Annotated in this window: 20 protein-coding genes; 15 read left to right on the top strand and 5 right to left on the bottom strand. The window is 47.0% G+C overall.

The features are described 5' to 3' along the window. Window positions 1–3: 3 nt before the first annotated feature. From D469_RS21045 to D469_RS0107910, 4 genes are all read left to right on the top strand, one after another. Complete coding sequence (locus tag D469_RS21045) at window positions 4–1,179, top strand: S-layer homology domain-containing protein (RefSeq protein WP_018922856.1); 1,176 nt, start codon at window positions 4–6, stop codon at window positions 1,177–1,179. A gap of 239 nt (window positions 1,180–1,418) precedes the next feature. After that, window positions 1,419–1,745: a hypothetical protein gene (locus D469_RS0107920; RefSeq protein ID WP_018922854.1), complete on the top strand. Its 327-nt coding sequence runs from the start codon at window positions 1,419–1,421 to the stop codon at window positions 1,743–1,745. 72 nt (window positions 1,746–1,817) lie between these two features. Further along, window positions 1,818–2,450, top strand: coding sequence for a precorrin-2 dehydrogenase/sirohydrochlorin ferrochelatase family protein (locus D469_RS0107915; RefSeq protein WP_018922853.1), 633 nt, complete (start codon window positions 1,818–1,820; stop codon window positions 2,448–2,450). Between the two features lie 283 nt (window positions 2,451–2,733). Then, complete coding sequence (locus D469_RS0107910; RefSeq protein WP_018922852.1) at window positions 2,734–4,473, top strand: sensor domain-containing phosphodiesterase; 1,740 nt, start codon at window positions 2,734–2,736, stop codon at window positions 4,471–4,473. A 179-nt stretch (window positions 4,474–4,652) separates the two neighbouring features. On the opposite strand, the gene D469_RS0107905 is transcribed toward D469_RS0107910, so the two are convergent. Beyond that, window positions 4,653–6,143 (bottom strand): methyl-accepting chemotaxis protein, encoded by a 1,491-nt coding sequence (locus D469_RS0107905; RefSeq protein ID WP_018922851.1) that lies wholly within the window; start codon window positions 6,141–6,143, stop codon window positions 4,653–4,655. A 301-nt stretch (window positions 6,144–6,444) separates the two neighbouring features. Between D469_RS0107905 and D469_RS0107900 the strand changes: the two genes are divergently transcribed. Then, on the top strand, window positions 6,445–8,460 hold the full coding sequence (locus D469_RS0107900; RefSeq protein WP_018922850.1) for a penicillin-binding transpeptidase domain-containing protein: 2,016 nt from the start codon (window positions 6,445–6,447) through the stop codon (window positions 8,458–8,460). Between the two features lie 369 nt (window positions 8,461–8,829). On the opposite strand, the gene D469_RS22015 is transcribed toward D469_RS0107900, so the two are convergent. Beyond that, window positions 8,830–8,994, bottom strand: a complete 165-nt coding sequence (locus D469_RS22015; RefSeq protein WP_018922849.1) for a hypothetical protein — start codon at window positions 8,992–8,994, stop codon at window positions 8,830–8,832. 528 nt (window positions 8,995–9,522) lie between these two features. On the opposite strand from D469_RS22015, the gene D469_RS21035 reads away from it, so the two are divergent. The 6 genes from D469_RS21035 (at window position 9,523) to D469_RS21030 (ending at window position 17,774) form a co-directional block, all read left to right on the top strand. Then, window positions 9,523–10,017 (top strand): GGDEF domain-containing protein, encoded by a 495-nt coding sequence (locus D469_RS21035; protein WP_276202157.1) that lies wholly within the window; start codon window positions 9,523–9,525, stop codon window positions 10,015–10,017. Between the two features lie 309 nt (window positions 10,018–10,326). Next, window positions 10,327–11,589 (top strand): cytosine permease, encoded by a 1,263-nt coding sequence (gene codB / locus D469_RS0107885; RefSeq protein ID WP_018922846.1) that lies wholly within the window; start codon window positions 10,327–10,329, stop codon window positions 11,587–11,589. 3 nt (window positions 11,590–11,592) lie between these two features. After that, window positions 11,593–12,864, top strand: coding sequence for a cytosine deaminase (locus tag D469_RS0107880; RefSeq protein WP_026286157.1), 1,272 nt, complete (start codon window positions 11,593–11,595; stop codon window positions 12,862–12,864). Window positions 12,865–13,108: 244 nt separating this feature from the next. Then, window positions 13,109–13,846 (top strand): hypothetical protein, encoded by a 738-nt coding sequence (locus D469_RS0107875; RefSeq protein WP_018922844.1) that lies wholly within the window; start codon window positions 13,109–13,111, stop codon window positions 13,844–13,846. A gap of 323 nt (window positions 13,847–14,169) precedes the next feature. Further along, window positions 14,170–14,820: an SDR family oxidoreductase gene (locus tag D469_RS0107870; protein WP_018922843.1), complete on the top strand. Its 651-nt coding sequence runs from the start codon at window positions 14,170–14,172 to the stop codon at window positions 14,818–14,820. Window positions 14,821–15,500: 680 nt separating this feature from the next. Then, window positions 15,501–17,774 (top strand): bifunctional diguanylate cyclase/phosphodiesterase, encoded by a 2,274-nt coding sequence (locus tag D469_RS21030; RefSeq protein WP_018922842.1) that lies wholly within the window; start codon window positions 15,501–15,503, stop codon window positions 17,772–17,774. A 103-nt stretch (window positions 17,775–17,877) separates the two neighbouring features. Here the strand turns inward: D469_RS21030 and D469_RS0107860 are convergent, their stop codons facing one another. Next, window positions 17,878–18,057 carry an H-type small acid-soluble spore protein gene (locus D469_RS0107860; protein WP_018922841.1) on the bottom strand — a complete coding sequence of 60 codons (180 nt, stop codon included), beginning with the start codon at window positions 18,055–18,057 and terminating at the stop codon, window positions 17,878–17,880. A 273-nt stretch (window positions 18,058–18,330) separates the two neighbouring features. Here D469_RS0107860 and D469_RS19875 point away from each other — a divergent pair, with 273 nt between their 5' ends. From D469_RS19875 to D469_RS0107845, 3 genes are all read left to right on the top strand, one after another. Then, on the top strand, window positions 18,331–18,765 hold the full coding sequence (locus tag D469_RS19875; RefSeq protein ID WP_018922840.1) for an RlpA-like double-psi beta-barrel domain-containing protein: 435 nt from the start codon (window positions 18,331–18,333) through the stop codon (window positions 18,763–18,765). Window positions 18,766–19,477: 712 nt separating this feature from the next. Further along, window positions 19,478–20,386, top strand: a complete 909-nt coding sequence (locus tag D469_RS0107850; RefSeq protein WP_018922839.1) for an EamA family transporter — start codon at window positions 19,478–19,480, stop codon at window positions 20,384–20,386. 96 nt (window positions 20,387–20,482) lie between these two features. Continuing rightward, the gene (locus D469_RS0107845) at window positions 20,483–20,701 is read left to right on the top strand and encodes a YdbC family protein (protein ID WP_018922838.1); all 219 of its coding nucleotides are present in this window, start codon (window positions 20,483–20,485) and stop codon (window positions 20,699–20,701) included. Window positions 20,702–20,775: 74 nt separating this feature from the next. Here D469_RS0107845 and D469_RS0107840 read toward each other — a convergent pair whose 3' ends face one another. Beyond that, window positions 20,776–21,018, bottom strand: coding sequence for a DUF2584 family protein (locus D469_RS0107840; protein WP_018922837.1), 243 nt, complete (start codon window positions 21,016–21,018; stop codon window positions 20,776–20,778). 221 nt (window positions 21,019–21,239) lie between these two features. After that, window positions 21,240–21,866: a cell wall hydrolase gene (locus D469_RS0107830; protein WP_018922835.1), complete on the bottom strand. Its 627-nt coding sequence runs from the start codon at window positions 21,864–21,866 to the stop codon at window positions 21,240–21,242. A 309-nt stretch (window positions 21,867–22,175) separates the two neighbouring features. On the opposite strand from D469_RS0107830, the gene D469_RS0107825 reads away from it, so the two are divergent. Further along, on the top strand, window positions 22,176–23,429 hold the full coding sequence (locus D469_RS0107825; RefSeq protein WP_018922834.1) for a dicarboxylate/amino acid:cation symporter: 1,254 nt from the start codon (window positions 22,176–22,178) through the stop codon (window positions 23,427–23,429). Window positions 23,430–23,660: the final 231 nt, after the last annotated feature.

Genomic DNA, 23,660 nt, shown 5'->3' with positions numbered 1-23,660 from the left:
CAAATGAAAAGAAAGTGGACAACCGGTGCAGTGCTCGCGTTCTTTCTCTCAGCCACGATACTGGCTCCCGCTCATAGTAATGCTGAGACGGAATACAGCGATGTAGACGCTGATTTTTGGGGATATGAGGAAATTGATTATTTAACGGGACAGGGAATTATTGAAGGCAGCCCGGATGGCACCTTTTCACCGAACAATGAGGTAAGCCGGGCGGATGCGGCCATCATGATGGCACGTTCCCTGGATCTGGAAACAACGGACCGTCCGAACCCTGGTTTCAATGATATGTCCGAGGATCATTATGCCTATTATTACGCAGCAGCCGTAGCCGATGAAGGTGTCATTTCCGGCACGCCGGATGGGAATTATTTGCCGGACGAACCGTTAGAGCGCGGCCAAATGGCGGCTCTCATTGACCGGGCGTTTGAGCTTGGCGCAGGGAGTGCCGATTATGAGTTCGCGGACGTAGATGAGAACAACCCGTATTACAGTTCGATTGATGCTCTTGCTGCCAATCAAATCTCAATCGGCTATAAAGGAGGCGGAGAAAGAGTCTTTGAACCCGGTCAATCAACCACCCGGGCTGAGTTCTCCACCTTTTTAGCCCGTGTGTTCGATGAATCGTTCAGGCCTGGCGAAGATGAAGAAAGTCCGGATTCTTTTTCCGAATTAGCGGAGGATTACCGGGTGTTTGAAGATTATGACACGGACGGACCGGCGACAGGACTGGGTGAAGGAAAAGAGTTTTTGGCTAGTGTTGACGGTGCCTGGCTGGTAAGAGGACATCAAGGCCACGCCCTCGGCCATTACGCGGTTATGCAAATGGATGAAGAGGAAGAAGAAGTGATCGAGACGCATCGTTACACCGAAGAAGACCTTGATAAGTACACGGAAATCCGCGACCGGCTAGAAGAGGAAGATGCTGAAGACGTGCTCCGCGACCTTCTTGAAGAAGAAGAGAACTCGGATGAGCCTTACTTCGTGGCCAACGTGCCGCCGGAAACGACCACTGTCACCTATCAAGGCGAAGAGGTAGAAGCGATCGAAACGGAATTTGAAGAAGAGACGTACCGTTACTTTAAAGAAGATGTCGGCTTGATTAAGGTTCGTTATGCCAGTGATCTAGTGATTGATACCTTCGGTGAAGAACAAATCGCCGAGCGCCATGAAGAAAACTAACGGGAGAACGGGCTGCTGCCAAGGGGCTCCACTCCCTTATGACAAAAGCACGAAAACGGCCGCCAGCGGTCAGGGAGCTCTCCTATACAGGTGAAGCTCCTTTTTTATATGAGAGGCCCGTACCATCTGGAAAAAGCATACATTCCAGGCTCGCTGGCTAAGCTGAAGCTAGCTGCTTCTTCCATTTTAGCTAAAGCGGAAAAAGGGAATATAGACTAAAAACAGGGAGGGGTCTTTTCATGAATGAGGAATTCATTCTCACAGCCAATGAAGGGATGGCGCCGGTTATTGCCGATTTATTTTTAATGATGCTTTTAGCGTTTGCGATCGGCCTTCTGTTGCGGGTGCCTTCAGCAGTTATGGAGCGGAAACGAGCGGGGCGGTGGCAGTTTGTTTTTACGCCGCTGCTGTTAAGTGGTGTCTTTTTTGTAGCTTCTTTTACCATCTTAATGCTTTTGCCGATGCTGATGCTTGAATCGTGGCCTGCGGCTTTTCTCGTCAGCATACTGCCTTTAGTGACCGGTATATTCTTAGGGTGGAGCATTCAGAAAAGAACAGAAGAATAGAGTGTTCTGCTGGCCTGGCACAAGGTATAATACATTAAAAGGAGAAACCACGGACCGGACGGGGGAATAGCAATGAGTTATCCGATTCAACTAGCGATTGAAGGCTGGGACGTTCTTGTTGCTGGCGGCGGCACAGTAGCCGAGCGGAAAATCAAGCACGTTCTAGAAGAAAAAGCTGAGGTGCGCGTGATTGCGCCTTGTGTCACGTCACAAATTGACATGTGGGCAGAAGCAGGACACGTAACGTGGGAAAAGCGCGAAGCCCGTCCGGAAGATGTGGAAGGGGCGCGCTTAATTTTTGTTGCGACCGACCAGGCAGAGGTTAACAAAAAAATAGCTTCCGCTGCTGCCCCATTTCAGCTTGTCAATGTAGCCGACAACCCTGCTCTAAGCACCTTTCACGTGCCTGCAATGGTGAAAAGAGGGGATTTCACCGTTACTGTTTCCACCAATGGAGCAAGCCCGAGTCTGGCCAAACACACGAAACGCGCGCTTGAAGAGCAATTTGACGACGCGTACGAGGATTATGTTCATTTCTTGGCAGAGTGCCGGGAAGAAATAATGCGAACGGTTACTGACCCGGTTAAGCGGAAGAACCTGTTCGCGCAGCTGTTGAAGCCGGAATTTTTAGAATGGACACGGCAAGGGGCATGGGAAGAGCGGGATGAAGCGTTCGCACAGATTTTGCAGACCTGTTCGCCTTAACATGGCATTTAAGTCAATCGTCTACATGTAAAATATTTAGGAAATAGAAAAGGATAGCAGGAATTTTGACGAAAATATAGAATTATGCATGTGAGCATTGTAAGGGATTGACATTGCGCTAACATACCAAACTCTTAATCTAGTAAAATACATAAGGTTGACGCATTGTTTTACAAGTAAGTGCTATATGACAATAAACGTAAGATGGTTTTAAATACAAGGTTATTTTAATATCCCGCTCTGTTGGAGAAACGACTACATCAAGCTAGCTGAGGGTGAGGAAATGTATATACCAGAAACGGAAGTCTCGTATTATAAAACGTTTGATAAATCAGCCGAAGATGTGTTGCAGGCGCTTAACCTTCTTATCCCGAGGTCCACATTATTAATCTCGCATACAAATGATACTGGTTTATTAGTTATTAAAGCATACCAAAAAGACCAAGAAGCAGTACAAATTAAAGCAGGGGAACGCCTCCCTTTAGAAGAATCCTTTTGCCAATTTATCCGTTGTGAAAAAGGAGAAGTGCTAGCAATAGAAGATACAAAACAGCATTCACTTTCTTCTCGTCTTAAGATTATTGAACATTGGGATATCGCGAGCTATATAGGAGCGCCCATCATCCTTAGCAATGGAAACCTCTTTGGGACGCTCAGCGTAATCTCACATACACCGGTGTCTTTTTCTGCGGAGCAACGAAAAGCCCTTGAATTGATGGCTTCCTTTTTAGGGCAAACGCTGGATTTAGAATTTAAGGCGGTACACGATGAACTAACCGGTTTGTATAATCATCATTTTGTCGACCAATATTTACAACCTCAGCAAGAAGAAAACGCTGCGGTTATTTATTTAGACTTAGATAATTTTAAGTACGTCAATGATGCCCATGGCCATGCTCAGGGAGATATCGTGCTGCAACAGATCGCTCGCCGTATCATGGATACAGTAGGGAGTCATGTAGGTATAGCCCGGATATCTGGCGGCCAGTTTATCATTTGGTTTCGAACCATCACGCCAACAGAGCTTGACTCGTACTGTGCTCAGATTTTGCACAGCTTGAATCAGCCCTTTTATACGCCGGCCACCGATGTTCCGATTTATATCTCCGCTAGTATGGGCATCAGCAATCAAACGGCCAGCGACCAGCTGATTAACGATTTGCTAAAACAAGCCGAGCTTGCGATGGCACAGTCAAAACAAAAAGGAAAAAAGCAATATACGTTTTTCACCCCAACATTAAATGCATCTTCAAAACGGCGGGCGACTTTGATCCAGGATTTGGCCCAGGCCATTCAACAGGAAGAACTTGAATTATTTTTCCAGGGCCAGTATGATGCGAAGACGACCGTACTAACCGGATACGAAAGCTTATTGCGCTGGCACCATCCCAAGATGGGCTATATTTCCCCCGGTGAGTTTATCCCACTGGCAGAAGAAACCGGCTTAATGCTTGCCTTAGACAATTGGGTGTTAAAAGAAGCGTGCTTAAAAGGGGCCAAACTTAATGAAGAATCCTCTGGCTGCCAGGTGAAAATTAGTGTTAATTTATCTTCTTACACCTTTAATCAACCTGGATTCTCTGAACAAATTCTCGAGACGATTGATTCAGCCGATTGTGTGCATCCACCGCTTGAACTTGAAATTACAGAAAGTCATATGCTGGAAAATATCGAGCTTGTATCGCAAAAGTTAGAACAGATCAAGTCTAAAAATATATCAGTAGCGATTGATGACTTTGGTAAAGGCTATTCTTCGTTAAATTACATTAAAGAATTGCCAATCGATACGTTGAAGCTAGATGCTTCCCTCGTACAAGTGGAACCAGATAATGAGAGGGACATCGGTTTAATGAAGAGCATTGTAGACATTGCTCATTTATATTCGTTAACAGTGATTGGGGAAGGTGTAGAAACTGCCTCGCAGCTTGAAACGTTGCGCAGGGTAGGGTGTGACGAAGTGCAAGGCTTCTTCTTTTCTAAACCGCAGCCGTTAGCCGAGCTCGTGACCAGTTCGATGTCTTGAATCCGTTGCCCTCTGTAGGTACTGCCATCTTTGCCCCAAGCTTACCTGAAAAAGCGTGCTCTCCAAAACGGAGAGCGCGTTTTTATTATCCCGTAAGAATATATAAATCGTTGAAAGACACGGTATACGTGCAACGAAGGCCAAGCCTACGCCGTAGGCTTGGCTTTGCCAAGTTTTCTTTAGGAAGCGGAAGTTTCTTCTGCCGTGGTCAGCTGCGTGACCACGGCTTCGGTATCTTTCATATCTGAGCCGATTTGTTCGTTTTGTTTGCTAACATTTTCCATAGTCGCACTTACTTCTTCGATACCAGCTGAAGCTTCTTCAATAATGGCAGCCAGCTCCTCGGTGGAAGCATCTACTTCACGGGATTGATTCTGCACGGTGGCAGCCAGCTCATCAAAGGATGATACTTTTTCATTCAAGCTGTCAACCAAGCTGGAGAAAGTCTCAAATGCCTCATGGACTTTACTTGTTTTCTCATCTTGGCTCGCTACCATCGTATTACTCGTCTGCATCTTTTCCACCGCTGCTTGATTGGTCCGATTCACTTGATTTAAATTGGCCGTAATTTTTTCAGCTGTGTCACTGGTTGTTTCAGCTAATTTGCGTATCTCATCTGCTACCACGGAAAAGCCTTTCCCAGCCTCTCCGGCCCGGGCCGCTTCAATAGAAGCGTTCAATGCAAGCAAATTCGTTTGTTCGCTCACTTGAATAATCGCTTGAGAAAACGTATCGGTCTCGGCAATTTTTTCTGTAAGCTCATGGAACGCTTCGTTTAATGAACCGATCTCCTGTTGCAGACCGGTCATGTTCTCAGCGAGTTCCGCAGCGTGGGCAGACCCTGATTGTGCCAGTTCATTGGCATGCATAAAATCTCCTGAAATAGAAGTCGTTTCCTCACGCAGCGTCGCCATTTGCGTGGCCGTATGCTGGGCATGAGCTGAGATGGAACTGATTTTCTCGCTTTGTGTACTGCTTCCTGCTGCAATTTCAGCAATCGCAGCGGTGATGTCAGCCTGGGACTTCACATTGTCTTGCACACTGTGATTGACGGTGGAGATGTTTCCAATCATTTTATTTACATTTTCCTGTAAGCGGAGGTGTTCCTGTGCTTTTTCATGACTCAGCTTCTCACTTTCTAGTAGAAGTGATTCTAACTGCCGCATCTGTTTGCGATTCAAGTAAATCAATCCTGAAGCCAGAGCACCTGCTAGAATATAGGCTAATAGCAACGAAGGAAAATTCTCCTGCAGCACAGCAGCCTCTGCCGTCGTATAAAAGGAATTGAAATACAAGCCAGCCCCGCCAGCAATAAACCCTATGCAAAAAAGGAACGGATACATATGTAAGGTAGACAAAAACAAAAGAAAGAATAAAATGGAAACAACTGCTGTGCCACCGTCTAGAAGACTAATGTAAACCGCGATAAACAGATAGGCAATCACGATTAACGAATACGGGAAAACATGCTCCTTATCCATAAGGAACCGGAACAAACCATAGAGGCTGACAAGCAAAAGAAGAAGCCCCCCGTATAGAAGCGCTGCCCCCATCTCTCCCTGAACAAAGGTAAGCGACCCGCCAGCAGCCAACGAAATGGAAAAAAGAATAAGTGCCAAGGTATTTTTTGTCTTTAAATCTTGCTGCAGCAAATGTTGTACCGCGTGCATAAAACCCCTCCTAACATGATGGTCCGAGCGCCGACGACAGACAATGTAGTCCCTGGGTAATGAATGAATGGTCACTCAATGAAGTGTAAGCGCATTCAATTTTTGTTACAAAAGTAGGTTGATGGCTTTGTGGCGCCTCGTATATTACAATAAAAATAGATACAATTATCATACCATTTTCTATGATAAATTGGTACATTTTTCATAGAATAGGTTCTATCCCCATTTCCCTGCCTCCTCATTATGCAAAGAACCAAACGGTGTAAAACATAGCACGTGAAAAGTAGCAGAAAGGAACGATATGATGCGATATAAAGCGTACTACGGAGTAGGGCTTCTTCTTTTTATTTTACTGACTGCATGTACAGCCGAAACAGACAACCCTGAACTGACAATAGAAAGGTACACAGACAGCTGGGAAGCCCACAACTATGAAGAGATGTATGCAACCCTTGTTGACCCTGCGAACCATGGAGCTGGAGACAGGGAGACATTTGTAGAGCGTGCCGAAACAATAGCTGCTGAAACAGGATTGGAGGATATTGATGTAAACGTTGAATCGCGCGACTTTGAAGAAGAAGAGATTGATTTGGAAGAACTCGAAGAAATCACTTATCCGGTCGAAGTAGAGATGGAAACCGTGGCTGGTGAACTAGCGTATGAAACGGAAGTCACAGCGGTTAAGCCGGAAGACGAGGAGGAAGAAGCGGATTGGCTGATCGAATTCCGACACGATCATTTATTTGCGGGAATGGAAGAGGCTTCCGACACGGTTCAGGCTCGCACCGTTAAACCGGAGCGAGGAGACATCCTCGACCGTCACGGCGATCGATTGGCCTTAAATGGAGAGATCTACGAAGCCGGACTGATTCCGGGTGAACTGGAAGAAGAAAGTGAGGAAGAAGCAGCCGACATTCTCGGACTCAGCGAGGAAGCGGTGGAGCAAGCCTTAGCACAGGATTGGGTACAGGACGATAGCTTCGTACCGCTCGAAGAACTGCCACAAAATGATGAACGAGTGGATGACTTGCTCGACATTCCCGGCGTCCTCTTGAATACTGGTGAAGCCAGATTATACCCGTTAGGTGAAAAAGCGGCTCATTTAACCGGATATGCCAACACGATTACAGCTGAAGAATTGGAAGAAGCAGAATGGGACGGCTATACAGAGCATTCCACGATTGGTAAATCCGGTCTTGAAAGCGTCTATGAAGAAGAGCTGCGCGGCGAGCCCGGCGTGGTGATCGAGGTTCGTGATGAAGAAGGCAATGTTCGCGCTGAGCCTGTCGAACGAGAAGTCGAACACGGTGAAGATATTGGCTTGACGATTGATGCAGGTACCCAGCAGGACTTGGCCGCGGAGATGGAAGGCGAAGCGGGCACTGCGGTAGCGATGGACCCTGGCACCGGTGAACTGCTAGCGCTTGTGAATACTCCGGCGTACGACCCGGAAGAAATGGTCTTTGGCGTAAGCGAGGAGCAGTGGGAAGATTGGCAGACAGACGATAAGGAACCGATGCTGAACCGCTTTGGCCAGCGTTACGTCCCGGGCTCTGTCTTTAAACCGATCACCGCAGCTGCCGGCATCGAAGAAGGGACGCTCGACCCTGATGAAGTCCTGACCATTGAAGGAGAGTACTGGGAGCGCGACGACTGGGGCGGCTACCGCGTGCGCCGCGTCAACGAAGAGGATACGGAAGTGGACTTAAGCAGAGCAATGACGCGCTCCGACAATATTTATTTTGCCGAACAAGGGCTTGAACTGGGGACCGAAGCAATGGAAAGCTGGAGCGAGGCGTTCGGCTTCACCGAAGACAACCTGATTGATTATCCCGTTTATTCCTCGCGCCTGAGCAATGAAGGGATCGAGAGCGAGGTGCTGCTCGCTGACACGAGCTTTGGGCAGGGCGAAGTGTTAATGAACCCGATTCATCTGGCCGCTGTGTACACGACGTTCAGCCAGGACGGAGATATGATGCAGCCGACCTTGATCGATGACGGCGAAACAAACATCTGGGAAGAAAACCTCATCGGCGAAGACACCGCCGAAATCATTGAAGAGACATTAATCGCGGTCGTCGAGGACCCGGACGGTACCGCAAATGATGTATATGATGAGAACATTACCCTGGCCGGCAAAACGGGCACCGCCGAGCTGAAATCGGCGTTGGACGAAGAAGATGCCGATGAACTAGGCTGGTTCATAGGCTACGACTATGAAGATGAAGACTTGCTTGTTGCGATGATGGTAGAAGACGTGCAGGGCCGAGGCGGAGCCGGTCACGTCGTGCCGAAAGTCCAGGCAATGTTTGAATAGAAAACTTTAGTAGGAGCTGCGAGGGCGCTAAGCTTGAGGCTTTGGCGTCCTTGTTGTTATTTGTCAATAGCTGGATGCCAACGTTAACTTACGTTTAGACAGAGATAGAACAGAATGAAGGTGAGGTACGAGATGTAGGAAGCAGAAGGAGAATCACGGCGGTTGATGGGGCGTGTCAGTGGATCGTTTAATGCGCCTTTCACTTTTATTGACGAAAATAAATGGGAATAGTATGATAACAATAAGAAGAATAATTCAGTTCAAAATGTTATATCTTAATAACAAGGTCGCCCATGCGACCACATGGACGACCAGTTATAACGATCCTTTTGCGGATCGGCTCAGTCCAAAAAAGACCGCTCGTCTCCGCTAATGATTTGGGCGGTCTTTTTTGTGTTTCAAATACCTATATGCTTGAACGCCAACAGCTCCAGCGGTAACTAGGGCTAAAAGACTGTTTACGAGTGTATCGATAAGACTTGTAGATATTTCAACAAGTACTCGGATAAGCTCTAGACGTTCAAAAGTATTCATGGCATCACCCCCTTTCTCCGGGGATGAGCCAACCCGCCCAAATTCACGTTATAACATGCCCATTATATCATTTATTTGGCGTATTAGGTTAAAATATCAAGAATGTATGTTCTGGTTCTCTTTGGTAAAGCTCGTTCTAGATAACTGGTTTTTGTATATTCATTTTTAAGTCGGGGGGCCTAAGAATAAAGCTAACAAAACTGGCCGGCAACACTGGCACCGCCGAGCTGAAGTCAGGGCTAGACAAAAAAGATGCCGATGAACCCGGCTGGTTCGTAGGATGTGAGGGCGCTAAGCTTGAGGCTTTGGCGTCCTCGATGTTATGACATGAAGCGTAACAAGAAACATTCAAACGCAAAGCAACATACAACGAATTGAAGCGAGTATCACGTGTGGGGCTAAGAGGAAGAATCACGGCAGTCGGTGTGGTGAGCGAATTCAATATATTAAGATATTTTTATTACCACGAGTATTTAGGGCTTCCTTTTGAATGGACTTTCTTTGTCTTGACCGTCATTTTTCTGCTTATTGCCTGGTGGTGCGGCAAGCAATACGACAAAGCCAAATATTATTTGGAAAAGGACCCCCTCACCGGTACATATAACCGCAACCCTGGAAAAAGCCTTTGAAAAAATGAAAGCAGCCGCTGACAAACGAAACGAAGAACTAGGTGTTCTCCTCGTGGATCTCGACAATTTCAACTACGGCCATATCAAAGGCGATAAAGTCTTGCGCGATGTCTCTGGACTGTTAAAAAGGATAACGAAAAAGGACTACCTCATTGCCCGCTGGGGCGGCGACGAATTTATCATTCTCGCACCCAACGCTGCAAAAGAAGAGCAGCAGCACTTTATCCGCACTTTTCAAACCAAGCTGGAAAACAATAAGCCTGTCGACCTCTCATCCTTTGGCGCCTCCATTGGAAACGCTGTCTATCCAGAAAATGGGTATACCTTCAACGAATTAATCCAGCATGCGGACAGGGAGATGTATAGGAGGAAGGGGGAGGTTCCCTCAGTTTAAATTTGAAGGTGCATAAGATTTGGATAAAATAAAACCTCTCCCATTGACAGTCCCCCACATCCCTGTAATAATAACTATTAATTAAATACTGGTACCTTTAATTCAGTCCAGTGAGGCTGACAAGGACAGCGGAATGGTGGTGGCCGAGTGCCGTGCTGTGGGCTGCGTGTATACGTTGATACGCAGGGGCGGCGTGCGCTTTGGTTTCATCATGAGGTAAATGAGCTTCTTGTCAGAAATGGCAGGGAGCTTTTTTATGGCCTTGGTACCAGTTTCATTTACACACTATGAAACTGGAGGAATGCATTCATGAAACATACAGACTCGGATTTTTCGTTGCAGGAAGTGCCGCAGAGTCAGCGAAATGGTTTCTGGAAGATGCTTGTGGTGATGCTTGGGTTTACGTTTTTCTCGGCGAGTATGCTGGCAGGCGGGGAGCTTGGGAATGGGCTCACATTGATGGAGCTGATCGGAGTTATTCTGGCGAGTAACTTGATTCTCGGGCTTTTCACGGCGTCTTTGGCTTACATTGCCGCGCGAACGGGGCTGTCCACGCACTTGCTTGCCCGTTATGCGTTTGGGGAAAAGGGATCGTATTTGCCTTCTTTCCTGCTTGCGGCGACACAAGTTGGCTGGTTCGGGGTCGGGGTGGCGATGTTTGCGATTCCGGTTCATACCGCAACAGGGATTGATACGTATCTCTTAATCTTTATTTCAGGCCTGCTTATGACGGTCACCGCCTTCTTTGGCATGAAGGCGTTAGCGGTGTTAAGTTTTGTGGCTGTGCCGGCAATTACGGTTCTCGGCAGCACGTCCATGTTTCAAGCCGCAGAGACAGCCGGCGGTCTGGAGGGGCTGATGGATTACCAGCCTGTGGAAACGCTCGGTCTGGCGGCTGCGCTTACGATTTGCATCGGCTCCTTTATCAGCGGCGGCACGTTGACGCCTGACTTTGCGCGCTTTGCGAAAACGAAGCGTTCAGCCGTGGCCACAACAATGATCGCCTTTTTCATCGGAAATTCGTTAATGTTTCTTTTCGGCGCGGTCGGGGTCATTGCGACCGGACAGTCGGATATTTCCGAAGTGATGTTTGTGCAGGGCTTGATTCTTCCGGCCATCTTCGTCCTCGGGCTAAACATTTGGACAACGAACGACAACGCGTTGTACGCGTCCGGGCTTGGCTTCTCGAACATTACCAAGATTGATAAAAAGAAAATCGTGATCTTTAACGGCATCGTAGGTACGATTTTCGCGATGTGGCTTCACAACAACTTTGTCGACTTCTTAAATGTGCTGGGGGCTGCGCTGCCGCCGATTGGCGCGATTATTTTAGCGGATTATTTCTCCGTACGACGCAGAAACTATCCAAAACTAAACGAAATGCGCTTTAAAGCGGTGAACTGGGTCGCTTTATATGCCTGGGCAGGCGGGGTCGCCGTTTCACAGTGGGTGCCGGGCATTCCACCGGTAAACGGAGTGCTGGGTGCCGCGGTCATTTACGTGGTATTATCGAAACTAACGGCAGAAGCAAAAGAAATAGAAGAAACACCGGAATTGAAAAAGGTGGGGTAAGTGTTGAGAATTGAAAATGCAACGTTACGAGGAAAGGAAGGTCTGTGGGATATCGTCATGGACGGAGGTAGGATTAAACGTATTGCGCAGGCCGGTGAAACGACTGAAGAAAGCGGGGAAGTGATTGATGCCGCGGGTTCGCTCGTTCTTCCGCCGTTTGTTGAGCCGCACATTCATCTGGATACGACGCTGACTGCGGGCGAACCGGAATGGAACCAGAGCGGGACGCTGTTTGAAGGGATTCAGCGCTGGTCAGAGCGTAAAGAATCGCTCACGCATGAAGATGTGAAAGAGCGGGCAACCACGGCTTTGAAATGGCAGATCGGACAGGGCATCCAGCATGTCCGCACGCACGTGGATGTGACAGACCCTGAGTTGACCGCGCTCAAAGCGATGCTGGAAGTAAAAGAAGAGATGGCTCCGTTTCTTGATTTGCAGATTGTCGCGTTTCCGCAGGAAGGCATCTTGTCCTATCCGAATGGCGAAGCGCTGTTAGAGGAAGCGCTGAAGCTGGGCGCTGACGTTGTCGGCGGCATTCCGCACTTTGAATTTACGCGGGAATACGGAGTAGCCTCGCTGGAAAAAGCGTTTGATTTAGCGGAGAAATACGATAAACTGATTGATATTCATTGTGATGAGATTGACGATGAACAGTCGCGCTTTGTGGAAGTGGTCGCCAAGGAAGCATACGAGCGGAGCATGGGCGCGCGCGTGACGGCGAGCCACACGACGGCGATGGGTTCATATAATGACGCCTACACGTACAAGCTGTTCCGCTTGCTGAAAATGTCCGGGATCAATTTTGTGGCGAATCCGCTCGTTAATATTCATCTACAGGGCCGCTTTGACACGTATCCGAAACGCCGCGGCCTGACGCGCGTAAAGGAATTGGCAGCAGCCGACATGAATATTTGCTTCGGCCATGACGACATTTTCGACCCGTGGTATCCACTCGGCACCGGCAACATGCTGCAAGTGCTGCACATGGGCATCCACGCTACGCAGCTGATGGGCTATGAAGACATTGTAAACAGCATTGATTTCATTACGGCAAACAGCGCCAAAACGTTAAATATCGAAGAAACGTACGGGGTGGAAGAAGGGAAAGCCGCCAACTTAATTGTGGTTGCTGCCGAAAATGAATACGAAGCGATCCGCAAGCAGGCGCCGGTGCGGTATTCGATTCGAAGCGGCCAGGTCATTGCCGAAACCAAACCGAGTGAAACAACCGTAACGCTCGACGGTCCGGGCGAGCCGGTCCACTACACCAAATAATAAAAAACAGGCGTCAGGGCAGGTGCTGAAAACGAAGCGCCTGCTTTTTTGTATGTAAAAGCATATCAGCCGGTCTTCTCGTTTATTGCAGAAGCAATTTTAACTACTAAAACCTTTTCTCTGAGCCGAAGGGAATGACACAAAAACAAGTGAACCCTCATAATTTTTGGGAGATATAAGGTGTATGAAAAAGTTACAAAAATCTCAAACAGGGGAAACCTCCCACTGAAGGAGGTCATCTCTGGTGAATTGGCTGATCATAAGTGCGGCCGTGCTTCTTGCAGTCGTGCATATCTCTGTCGGGCGTCTCCATTTTATCGAACATATTCCCAGAAGCCGTTTTTTGTCCATTGCGGGAGGCATTTCAGTAGCCTATGTTTTCCTTCACATACTTCCTGAGCTGGAAGCGCATCAGGAAACGGTGGCAGAGGGGGTACCTGCAGGCATTTTGGATTACATGGCGCATCATGTGTATGTAACGGCTCTGCTTGGTTTAATTGTTTTCTATGCGATCGAGAAATTTGTGAAAAAGCCCCACAAGAAACGTAAAAAGATAGGGAGAGTGAAGCTTCCTGTTATAGACACGTTCTGGGCACATGTGGCTTTATTCTTTTTTTATAATTCATTAATTGGTTATTTACTCGTTTATCAGGCAGAAGGCGGGTGGGTCGAAATGTTCTTATTCGTTATAGTGATGGGACTTCATTTTCTTGTGATAGATTTTGGCTTAAAGTTTCACCATGAAAAGACATATGACCGGTATGGTCGCTGGATTCTGGCTTCGGCCATTATTGTGGGAGCGGTGGCAGGAAGCTTTGCGTTGATTACAGAGGAAATTTTTGCGTTAGTTTTCGCCTTTTTATCTGGGGCCATCATCCTTAACGTACTGAAAGAAGAACTTCCTGACGAACGTGACAGCAGTCTCGGCGCCTTCGTGACCGGAGTTCTCGGCTATATATTTTTGTTGCAGCTTTTGTGGTGAATAGGGTCAAAAGGCGGTGTCTGCTTCCACCTAAACGGGGTCAGACACCGTTTCTTCAATCGGTCGCATGATAACTGCTTTTTCATCATTAAAATTGATGACTCCCACCAATCGTCATTATTTTATTTCCCTGGAAATAATAAAGGAAGTTCTGTCGATTAACGGACGCTTTGGCGGAGATGCGGGTGTCAGACCCCCTCGGCCACTTCCTAGACCGATTCGTCTAGCTTGTACCTCATCAAACATGAGGGGTATAATCGGTTCAGAAGCCAAACCATTTTGGCAAAAGGGTTAAATACGTTCACATAGAAAGGGTGGAGACCATGAAAGTACTTGTTGTTGGGGCAAATGGCCAAATTGGAAAACACCTTGTTTCCTTTATCCAGGAGAGCGATAGCTTAGAAGCTAAAGCGATGATCCGCAAAGAGGAGCAGGCCTCCTATTTTGAAAATCTGGGCGCGGAAACAGCTGTGGTGGACCTCGAAGATGACATTGGAACGATGGCAAAAGCAGCGGAGGGCGTTGACGCGGTCGTATTTACCGCAGGTTCCGGCCCACACACAGGCAAAGACAAAACCATCATGATTGATTTGGACGGTGCCGTGAAAACAATTGAAGCCGCCAATGCAGCCGGCGTGAAACGGTATATTATGATTAGTTCGTTTGATACGACTCGTGCAGCGATTCAGGAAGCGAATTCGTCCTTTGCACCGTATGTGGCAGCAAAGCATTATGCCGATGAATGGTTGAAGGACACGGACCTGGATTACACCATTATCCATCCCGGCTTGCTCACCAATGATGAAGGAACCGGCCAAGTAGAAGCAGCAAGCAAAGTGGACAGAAATGAAGTGCCAAGAGAAGACGTAGCCCGCGTGATTGTGGCCAGTTTAGAAAACGATGAAACAATTGGAAAAGAGTTTCAAGTTGTGACTGGTACGGCACCGGTAAAGGGAGCTGTCGATTCACTCTAAACAAAAGGCATTAGGCCGTTGGACAGTCATACTGTCAGGAGAGACAACTTGCCAATCAGGCGAGTTGTCTTTTTTTAAAAAAAATAAGAAGTATAAAATTTCTGCCATAGGACAATGTTCTGTGGTATTTTTTATTTCATGATTAGGGAATTATTGGAGAGGTGCTTGATACTAGTGGTTGGGTGAGCAGAATCAGAACAAGGTTGAGCGGGATCGGGAGGGAGGTGGGCGATTTCAGGAGAGAGCAGAACCATAAAGCTCAGCGTTTAGAAACGTCCAAATATATGTCGAAACGTAACAGAAATTTGTCGAAGTGTAACAGAGAATTGTCGAAACGTCCAAATTGGAGTTCATTTTGTCCATTTTTTCGAAGAAACGTCCAAATGGCCTCCCCACTGTCCCCTCCTTAGAGCTTTCCTTGGCGACTTCAATCGCCCGCGGATGCAGGAGTGACGCGCGGAGGGCGGTCGTTCGCTTGATCCATTAGCCAGTAAAGATTGTTTTACGCGCTCTGACTTCTGATATCCCGCCTACATTCTCGACAGATTGCTACCGTATTTTTGTACGTTAATTTTATCAGCTGGCTAGGATGCAAGTGAGAGGACATTTGGCATGATGGCAAGTAGAATCTATGTTATTTTAGTAACAATAGATCAAAACTTCACGCCAGGGGGTAAAACGTGCCATACAAAGGTCGAGTCGCAGGAGTCGTACTAGTAATAGTCAATGGTATGTTTTTGGTGTTGGCAAGTGACGGCTTGAATACTGTCACTGCTGCAGTGGGAAGCATGCTCCTGCTTATAGTCGGTTGGTTCACCGGCAGGCAGTTTGACCGCATCATTCAACTCAATCAGACATTAAAGAACACCAAAGCTGACGTAGAACAAAAGAAGGAAGAATATAAAAAAAGCAAAGAAGAGATGCAAAGTATTTTCACGAAAAATTATTCGTTATTTTGGAGGATAGACCTCCTGCAAGAAAAGATGGGGGTCTCCAAGGGAATTGAACAGATTTTTGGTTTTGCGATGCAAGAGTTCGAGGAGAATTATAATCTGTGGTTCGAGAGGGTGCACCCTGACGATCAAGATACGGTGGAGGCGCATTATCAAAGGCTTTTAGCAGGAGAAGAATCGACCGCTGAATGGAGGTTTTTTCACAAAGATGGGAAAGAGGGGTGGGTCTATGTCTTTGGCGACCCTGAGAAAAATGATAAAGGAGAGGTCGTCAAATTAAACGGCGTCGCATACGACCTAACAGAAAGGAAAAATTTGGAACAAGCAATCAACCAAGCTCAGGAAGACTTTCAGCAACTGTTAGATAATGTGAACGCCTGCATCTATAGAATGGATGAAGCATTAAATATGACCTATATGTCTAGAAACGTCACACAGATCTATGGCTTTTCACCAGAAAATGATGAAGGTTTCGCAGAGAGGTGGAAAAGAGCGATTCATCCAGAAGACTTCGACCGTCTTTCCACCCATGTCGACCGGCTTTTAGACGGCCAGTACGTGCAGATGGAGTACCGCGTCATTCAACCGGACGGCGGAATCCGCTGGGTGGAAGACCGTTGCACGCCTATTTTTAAGGATGCTGAACCGGTTGAATTTCATGGTGTGCTCGTCGATATTACGAAGCGCAAAAAGGCGGAAGACCAGGTCAAACACATGGCCTACCACGACGTGTTAACCGGATTGCCGAACCGCTCCATGTTCAACGATGAACTGCAAAAGGCTTTGGTGCGCTGTGAACGTAAAAACCATTCATTCGCGGTAATGTTTATCGACCTGGACCGTTTTAAATTTATCAATGACGTTATGGGCCATCACCTGGGGGATGAATTGTTAATACAAGTGGGTGAGCGCCTGCTAAGAGGCGTGCGTCAGGGGGATGTTGTCGCCAGGCAGGGCGGAGATGAATTTATCATTCTATTGGAAGACAGCGATGCGGACGAAGCAAAAGCAGTGGCTGAGCGCATTCTTGATGAATTTTCGATTCCGTTCACGCTGGATGGCGAAGATACGTATACCTCACCCAGCATCGGCATCAGTTTGTATCCCCGCGATGGGCAGAATAACGACACGCTTATCAAACGCGCGGATGCTGCCATGTACATGGCTAAGAAATACGGGAAAAATAATTATCATTTTTACATTCCTGAGGAGCAGGGTGTTGTCGACCGGCGCATTACTTTGGAGCGCGGGCTGAAGAAGGCGCTCCGCAATCAGGAGTTTGAGCTTCATTATCAACCAAAAGTTGAGCTGAAAACCGGGGAGATCTACGGCGTTGAAGCCTTGCTGCGCTGGCAGCATCCAGAGTTGGGACTCGTTTCGCCGGTAGAGTTTATTCCATTGGCAGAAGCATCAGGAATGATTGTGCCGATTGGAAAATGGGTGCTTGAACAAGCCTGCAACCAAAATAAAGAGTGGCAGAAAAATGGCTATTATCTCAAGGTTGCAGTCAACGTTTCTGTGCTGCAATTTGAGAATAATCATTTTGTAGAAGATGTTAAAAACGTTCTTGCCGAACACGAGTTAGCACCTCAATACCTCACGCTGGAAATTACCGAAAGCGTGATGCAGAACATTGACCAATCCAAGAGGATCATTCAAGAACTGGGGGATATTGGCGTCACCTTTGCGATTGATGATTTTGGCACCGGTTATGCTTCGTTAAGTGCGATCAGCAAGTTGCCTGTTTCCGTGTTGAAATTGGATAAGTCCTTTGTCAGCGAGGTGGTTCACGATGCGAAAGCTTCCTCGCTGGTAAAAACAATGTTGGATATGGGTGGGAACTTAGACGTTGACTTAGTGGCTGAAGGAATTGAAACAGAGCAACAGGTTGAATTCCTGCTTCATCACGGCGGAGGGTTCGGACAAGGGTATTTTTACAGCCCGCCCGTGCCGGCTGCTGAGGCAGAAGAGCTGTTAAAAGAGAAACTGGCCAATTCTTGAAAGCTGGGGAAACGAGTTTTTCCATAAAAGACCCCGTGCCGGCCCGTATCTACGGGCCAGCGCGGGGCTTTTTAGGTCTCTGAATTATGTGCGGAGTGACGAATTATTGTTCTTCTAAATCTGTTACCGAAACACTTTGCTTGTGATCGGGGTCGTTCAGGGAATGAATCGTAGCGATGCCGTGGTGTTGATCGACATGCTCGATGTATACATTTTCTCCGTTGTACCTGACATTTGCCATGTTTTCTGAATTCGAAATTTCCTGCGCTCGTTGGGCTTCCATGTTTTCATTCCTCCTTTACGGTTTAACCTTGATATTTTTCGTTGTAAATCGCTGCGATATACACAATGTGCGAAAAATTTCAGGGAACGCCCAGGCATGTAGCCGTCAGCACAACAAAACAATGCATTCCTCCGTTTCTTGTCACCGGTCAACCTCCCAGGAACATATGGTAGTACAGAGGGTTATGTCCACCTCCTCATCAACATAACAGGTGAGAGGGCCAACAAGTTAGATATTTGGTTAATATATTTCTTACGCCAGGAGGACGATCGTATGTATTATCCGTATGCTTATATGCCTTATGTTCATCCTTATGCAGGATACGCGTACCCGGGACCTGCGTATGCACCTTCCCCTTATTACCGTATGCAGCCCGTTAATCCGTACTATTATTATGACCGCCCAAATGCTGTGCAAGGGCAGGCGACCTGGACAGAAGGTGGTGAGGTAACAAAGTGCGGCATTCCGTGGTCGACTGATGATTATATGACAGTCGCCGTAGGCAAGGACGCTCCGTACCGATGCGGCCAAGAGCTGCACATCACCAATCTCTCCACCCCCCAGCAAGAAGAAATTAAGGTAACCGTAGTTGATGAAGTGCCAGGTTATGAACCAAATCAGATTAGTTTGCATCGTGAAGCCTTTGAGGAATTGGGCGTGAGTCCTGATGTCGGGGTTATACAAGTAGAAATCGAACCAGCTGACTAACGACAGGTAAAGCAGAAGAGCGTTTCGTTTGCCTTCATTAGGGCATTTAATAGTGCCATTCCGTATGGATCAGGGTTCGTATCGTAATTACTGATAGTTCCTTTCTATTAAGCATCTCTAAATTGTAGGGAAGACCGAGAAAACATGCTACAATGAACTAAATTCGAAATACTGACTCCTTGCCCACGGGTAAGGAGCCTTTTTAATGAAGCAAAATGGCATTTAGAGGCCAATAAGAGAAGCGGGATGGGCTTGTTTATTTGTCGATCCGTGGCAAAATGTCTTCGCTTCTTGGCCAGCGTTAGACCGGATGATTGATTTGAGGGCCGTTTCTGCGGACGACGTTGTTTAAGTTATGGGAGAGGTAATTTCCGCTACTGACCCAAAGTGAGGCCTTTTTCTTCGAGTTACGGACATGCGTTCAGCCATTTGCCTGAATCCTTATGAAAGACTAAGGAGATGGACGGATTAGTGGAACAAATAAACGATAATTTGCACAGGCGGACATAGATTGAATAATGGAACAAATGTCCGTTGATGGGTGTTCACAAGGTCTCTTCGCCAATGAACAGCGATCTTACCATCTCTAGTTTTGGACGTTAGCGGTTTATCTTGTCTGTCGCCACTGTTTGCGCCAATGGTGGTGTGCCCGGAAAGTGTGCAGCACCGCGCCGCAAACGCTCTTCGCTTTTCTTCAACAAGGGGGGATTCGATGTCTTGGTTTTTGATTGCTTTATGTAGTTCGGTTGTTTTTGGGCTTGGGGCGTTTTTTATGAAGTATGCGTCTTTTCGCGAGGTGTTGTTAGGGCCTTACTTTTTCGGGGTTTATTTGAGTGGGACAGCGGGTTTTGTAGTTGTCGCAGCTTGGGAACATAGCTTAACAGTGACGTGGCCGCTGCTTGTAAGCGGACTGGTCGTGGGGGTTGGTTCTACATTTGGAAACTTGATTTTTATGAAAGCGATGAAATACGGCCCCGCTAGTTTAACGTCACCGTTTGTAAATACAAACATTTTATTGATTGTTCTTATGGGTGTTTTTGTCTACAGCGAGGTGTTATATGCGCGTGAGCTGATTGGCATTACGCTTATTATAGCTGCGGTTATGATATTGCCGCTTGATTCGAAGGAGGATACTTCAATCACCAACCGGGTTTGGTACTTGCTTACGACGGTGGCGATGTTGTTGTTTTTCTTTCGAAATGGCGGCCTGAAGGTAACAGAAGAACTTGGGCTTGCCAATACGCCGGTGTTGATGTACGGCTATTTGTTTGGAGCGATTTGGTCTGGTTATTATTGGTGGAATCAGAGCAGAAGCATGGAGAAGGAGGCAGCTGGAAGCGAAACGAAGAGCTCAGAGCGCCTGGTTGCGATTCAAAAGCGACTGACACTAACGCAAACAGTTTTATTTGGCCTATTTACAGGTATATTTTCCTTCGGAGGCATGCAACTATATGCGCTCGCTTTACTAGATGGTCCGGTTAGTATTGTCTCGCCCATTTTTGCTTCTCATAGTTTAATTGTTGCGTTTCTATCGATCTATTGGTTAAAGGAAAAAATCACGCTTTTACAGGCGGTTACGCTTATCTTTGTTATCGCCGGTATCATTCTGCTACAAATCTAGCGTCTAAGGGATAGAGCATTTACAATGAATAGGGACTGAGCTGTTGTTTTTACCTAATTCAGCAGCAAAACACGATACATATGGAAGGTGAATCAAATGGCTTCTATTAACTATGAAATTATTGAAACGATCGGGGTGCTGTCTGAATCTCCGAAAGGCTGGCGTAAAGAGTTGAATTTGGTGAGTTGGAACGAGCGCCCGCCCAAGTACGACATTCGCGACTGGTCCCCAGATCATGAAAAAATGGGGAAAGGCATCACGCTTTCTGACGAAGAAGTGGAAGCATTAAAGGCGCTGCTGCAAGAGTGGAAGTAAAAAATTGAAGCGGGATGAACAGGAAAAGAGCTCCCCAATGGTCAAGCCCGCTGCAGCGAGGGGGAGCTTTCTCGTTAGTTTACGCCGATTAATTTTGTTAACGAGAAGGTGAGGATCGTCCGTTTATTTTCCCATTCTAATTTATGAATGATGCCGATGGCGTGCGGACGGTCTTCTTTCGTCTTTTTTACGCGGATTTCTTCATCCAGCGGGTAGATGCCGTATCCGTCTTCAATTAACAAGTACGTATTCTCATCTTTATTGACTTCTTTATAATTCGTGATAATTGCTTGTGGTATGAAATATTGATCGCTCATTCTATCACCTCCATAGTTTTCTTTCCTGTCATAGTATTAGGTAAAACCTTCTCGTTTTCCTCCTTGGTGATATGTTTTTGCTCGCATCCCCCTTGATTTGGTGATGAGTAAGCTTAATCTGCACCTTGTAAAAATCAAACATGTCCTGACCTAGAGCCAAACAAAGCGACGAATCCTCTGATCCGTCGCTTCGCTTATTTAACGCATACATTGTCTACTTCTTAGTCAGCAAAATGGTGCTGCCCGATTGTTAAACGGACGTCGCGTGTGAAAATCCAATCCGATGTGGCTTCGGCAGGGTTATAATAGTAGGTGGCCCCAGTGGTTGGGTCCCATCCGTTCCAGGCATCCGCTACCGCTTGGTACGCCGTCGGTCCCGGCTCTAAGTCATATTGACCGTCCTGCACGGCGGTGAAGGCATTGGTTTGTTTAATCACACTCTCTACGTCATTTGGAAAGTCAGCGGCCTGGAGCCGGTTCTTCAATACAGCAGCTACTGCCACTTGACCTTTATACTCTTCTCCGCGTGCTTCGCCGTTAACGACCCGTGCCATTTGTTCAACCTCGTGCAGTTTGTTTTGGGTTGTCCCTCCTGCTATCCCGTCCACTGCTAGGTTAAAGTCCTCTTGTAACGTCCGGACAGCTTGCTGGGTTGCATCTCCGTAATAGCCGGTTGCACGTGTATGTAAGTAACCGGCTTGAATTAATTGTTCTTGCAGCTGAACGACTGATGCATCTTCATCACCGTGAGTGAGAAGAGGGGCCCCTGCTGCGGGGGTTGGCTTTTCAATTGTAAAGGAAAATAATACCATTGCCATAATTGTAATAAAGAGCTTTTTCTTGTCCATCGTATGCAGCCTCCTTGCTTGTTATTGGTACACTTTTCATCTTACCGAAAGCCTTGTCCATCTCCAACCAATTACGGTTGGCTACACTACATCAAGTAATTTGGACACAGCTATGATAATTTAAACTTGCTTATAGTAGGAGAAACAAACTAGAACTGAAGGCGAGCCTAAGACTTAGAATATGAGCGCTTCGTCAGTTCAAAATATTGACGTATAAGACGTAATCTAATATAAGTGTCAAGTATTGTATTTAAGCTGAAGCATGGTAAAGTTGAGGTTATTCGAAAACTTAAAGAAAGGGGCAGGAACATGAAAGTGAACTTTCTCACCCAGATTTTAATTGCATTTATTCTTGCTATTATTGCGGGCGTCATCTTTGGCCCGGAAGTAGAAGTTGTATCTCCGCTCGGGGACGCCTTTTTACGATTGATTCAATTTATTATTGCTCCTCTTATTTTAGCCACGCTAGTTGTAGGGGTGGCGGGCACTGGAGACATCAAGAAAATTGGTCGCCTTGGAGGCAAAACGGTAGCGTATTATTTAACGACGTCGGCCATTGCCATCACCCTTGGCTTGGGCATGGGCTATCTGTTTTCTCCAGGTGAAGGTGTTGATATACCAGAAGAGAGCATCGATGAAACGGCCGCTGAGACAGAAGAGACAGAAGGCGTTGTGGATACGCTGTTAAATATCATTCCGGAAAATCCATTTGCAGCCTTAGTCGAAGGCGAGATTCTCCAGATTATCTTTTTTGCTCTTTTCTTAGGGATCGCCATTGCAGCTGTTGGGGAACGGGCCCAGCCTGTTTATCGCTTCTTTGAAGGCTTTTCAGAAGTCATGTTCAAAATCACCAGCTTTGTCATTTTACTGGCCCCAATTGGAGTCTTTGGTCTCGTTGCTCCAATTATTGGCGACCATGGGCTGTCTATTCTCCTACCGCTGTTGCAAGTCATTTTAGCTGTTGCGGTAGCCTGTATTATTCACGTAGCGGTTATTTATACGCTTGCTGTTCGCACGTTTGGGAAAATGAACCCTATTCACTTTCTGAAAGGGATTGCGCCTGCCGGAATCTTTGCTTTCAGTTCTGCGAGTAGTGCGGGGACGCTTCCTCTTACGATAAAAAATACGACCGAAAATCTCGGTGTTTCAAAAGGAACGAGCAGCTTTGTTCTCCCTCTTGGCGCAACGATAAACATGGATGGTACTGCGATTTATCAAGGGGTAGCCGTACTCTTTATTGCTCAATTTTACGGAATTGAACTAGGAGCGATGGAGCTTCTTACGGTCGTGTTGATTGCTACCTTAGCTTCCATTGGCACTGCCGGGGTTCCTGGCGCTGGGCTGATTATGCTTACGCTCGTTTTAACCAGCTTAAATATGCCGCTTGAAGGTATCGCTCTTATAGCAGGTATTGATCGAATCTTGGATATGTTTAGAACCGGGGTCAATGTTGTTGGTGATGCGTCTGCTGCCGTAGTCGTGGACCGGAAAGAATCTCTAGCTGAGCCCGGAGAAGATGAGGAGGAGAGAAGAGGCGAGGAAGAAGAAGGGTCACCATCTTAATTTAAGCATGAAGAGAAGAAAAAAGGGGGGGCTGTCTCAAAAGGGCAGCCCCCTTTTCTAATCCTCATATGACGACGGGATGATTCCGTGTGCGCCGCTGGCATCTCGAAAATATAGGAGGGGAAACGCGTGACATCGCATTCGAACAACATCACGCCACACTCCGACCTAGTCACTGCGCAAGCGGAAGGCGAGGCTGTGCAAAGAGAGCCCGTCACTGCGCACCTACTC

Origin of the sequence: Salsuginibacillus kocurii DSM 18087 (genome assembly GCF_000377705.1) — a bacterium.
GTDB classification, from domain to species: domain Bacteria; phylum Bacillota; class Bacilli; order Bacillales; family Marinococcaceae; genus Salsuginibacillus; species Salsuginibacillus kocurii.
The sequence above is the reverse complement of the archived record's forward strand: the minus strand, read 5'-3'. Positions and strand labels throughout refer to the sequence as shown.

Coding starts and splice junctions, on each gene's coding strand:
- D469_RS21045 (WP_018922856.1), top strand. CDS start 4: ATGAAAAGAAAGTGGACAACCGGTGCAGTGCTCGCGTTCTTTCTCTCA.
- D469_RS0107920 (WP_018922854.1), top strand. CDS start 1,419: ATGAATGAGGAATTCATTCTCACAGCCAATGAAGGGATGGCGCCGGTT.
- D469_RS0107915 (WP_018922853.1), top strand. CDS start 1,818: ATGAGTTATCCGATTCAACTAGCGATTGAAGGCTGGGACGTTCTTGTT.
- D469_RS0107910 (WP_018922852.1), top strand. CDS start 2,734: ATGTATATACCAGAAACGGAAGTCTCGTATTATAAAACGTTTGATAAA.
- D469_RS0107905 (WP_018922851.1), bottom strand. CDS start 6,143: ATGCACGCGGTACAACATTTGCTGCAGCAAGATTTAAAGACAAAAAAT.
- D469_RS0107900 (WP_018922850.1), top strand. CDS start 6,445: ATGATGCGATATAAAGCGTACTACGGAGTAGGGCTTCTTCTTTTTATT.
- D469_RS22015 (WP_018922849.1), bottom strand. CDS start 8,994: ATGAATACTTTTGAACGTCTAGAGCTTATCCGAGTACTTGTTGAAATA.
- codB (WP_018922846.1), top strand. CDS start 10,327: ATGAAACATACAGACTCGGATTTTTCGTTGCAGGAAGTGCCGCAGAGT.
- D469_RS0107870 (WP_018922843.1), top strand. CDS start 14,170: ATGAAAGTACTTGTTGTTGGGGCAAATGGCCAAATTGGAAAACACCTT.
- D469_RS0107860 (WP_018922841.1), bottom strand. CDS start 18,057: ATGGAAGCCCAACGAGCGCAGGAAATTTCGAATTCAGAAAACATGGCA.
- D469_RS19875 (WP_018922840.1), top strand. CDS start 18,331: ATGTATTATCCGTATGCTTATATGCCTTATGTTCATCCTTATGCAGGA.
- D469_RS0107850 (WP_018922839.1), top strand. CDS start 19,478: ATGTCTTGGTTTTTGATTGCTTTATGTAGTTCGGTTGTTTTTGGGCTT.
- D469_RS0107845 (WP_018922838.1), top strand. CDS start 20,483: ATGGCTTCTATTAACTATGAAATTATTGAAACGATCGGGGTGCTGTCT.
- D469_RS0107840 (WP_018922837.1), bottom strand. CDS start 21,018: ATGAGCGATCAATATTTCATACCACAAGCAATTATCACGAATTATAAA.
- D469_RS0107830 (WP_018922835.1), bottom strand. CDS start 21,866: ATGGACAAGAAAAAGCTCTTTATTACAATTATGGCAATGGTATTATTT.
- D469_RS0107825 (WP_018922834.1), top strand. CDS start 22,176: ATGAAAGTGAACTTTCTCACCCAGATTTTAATTGCATTTATTCTTGCT.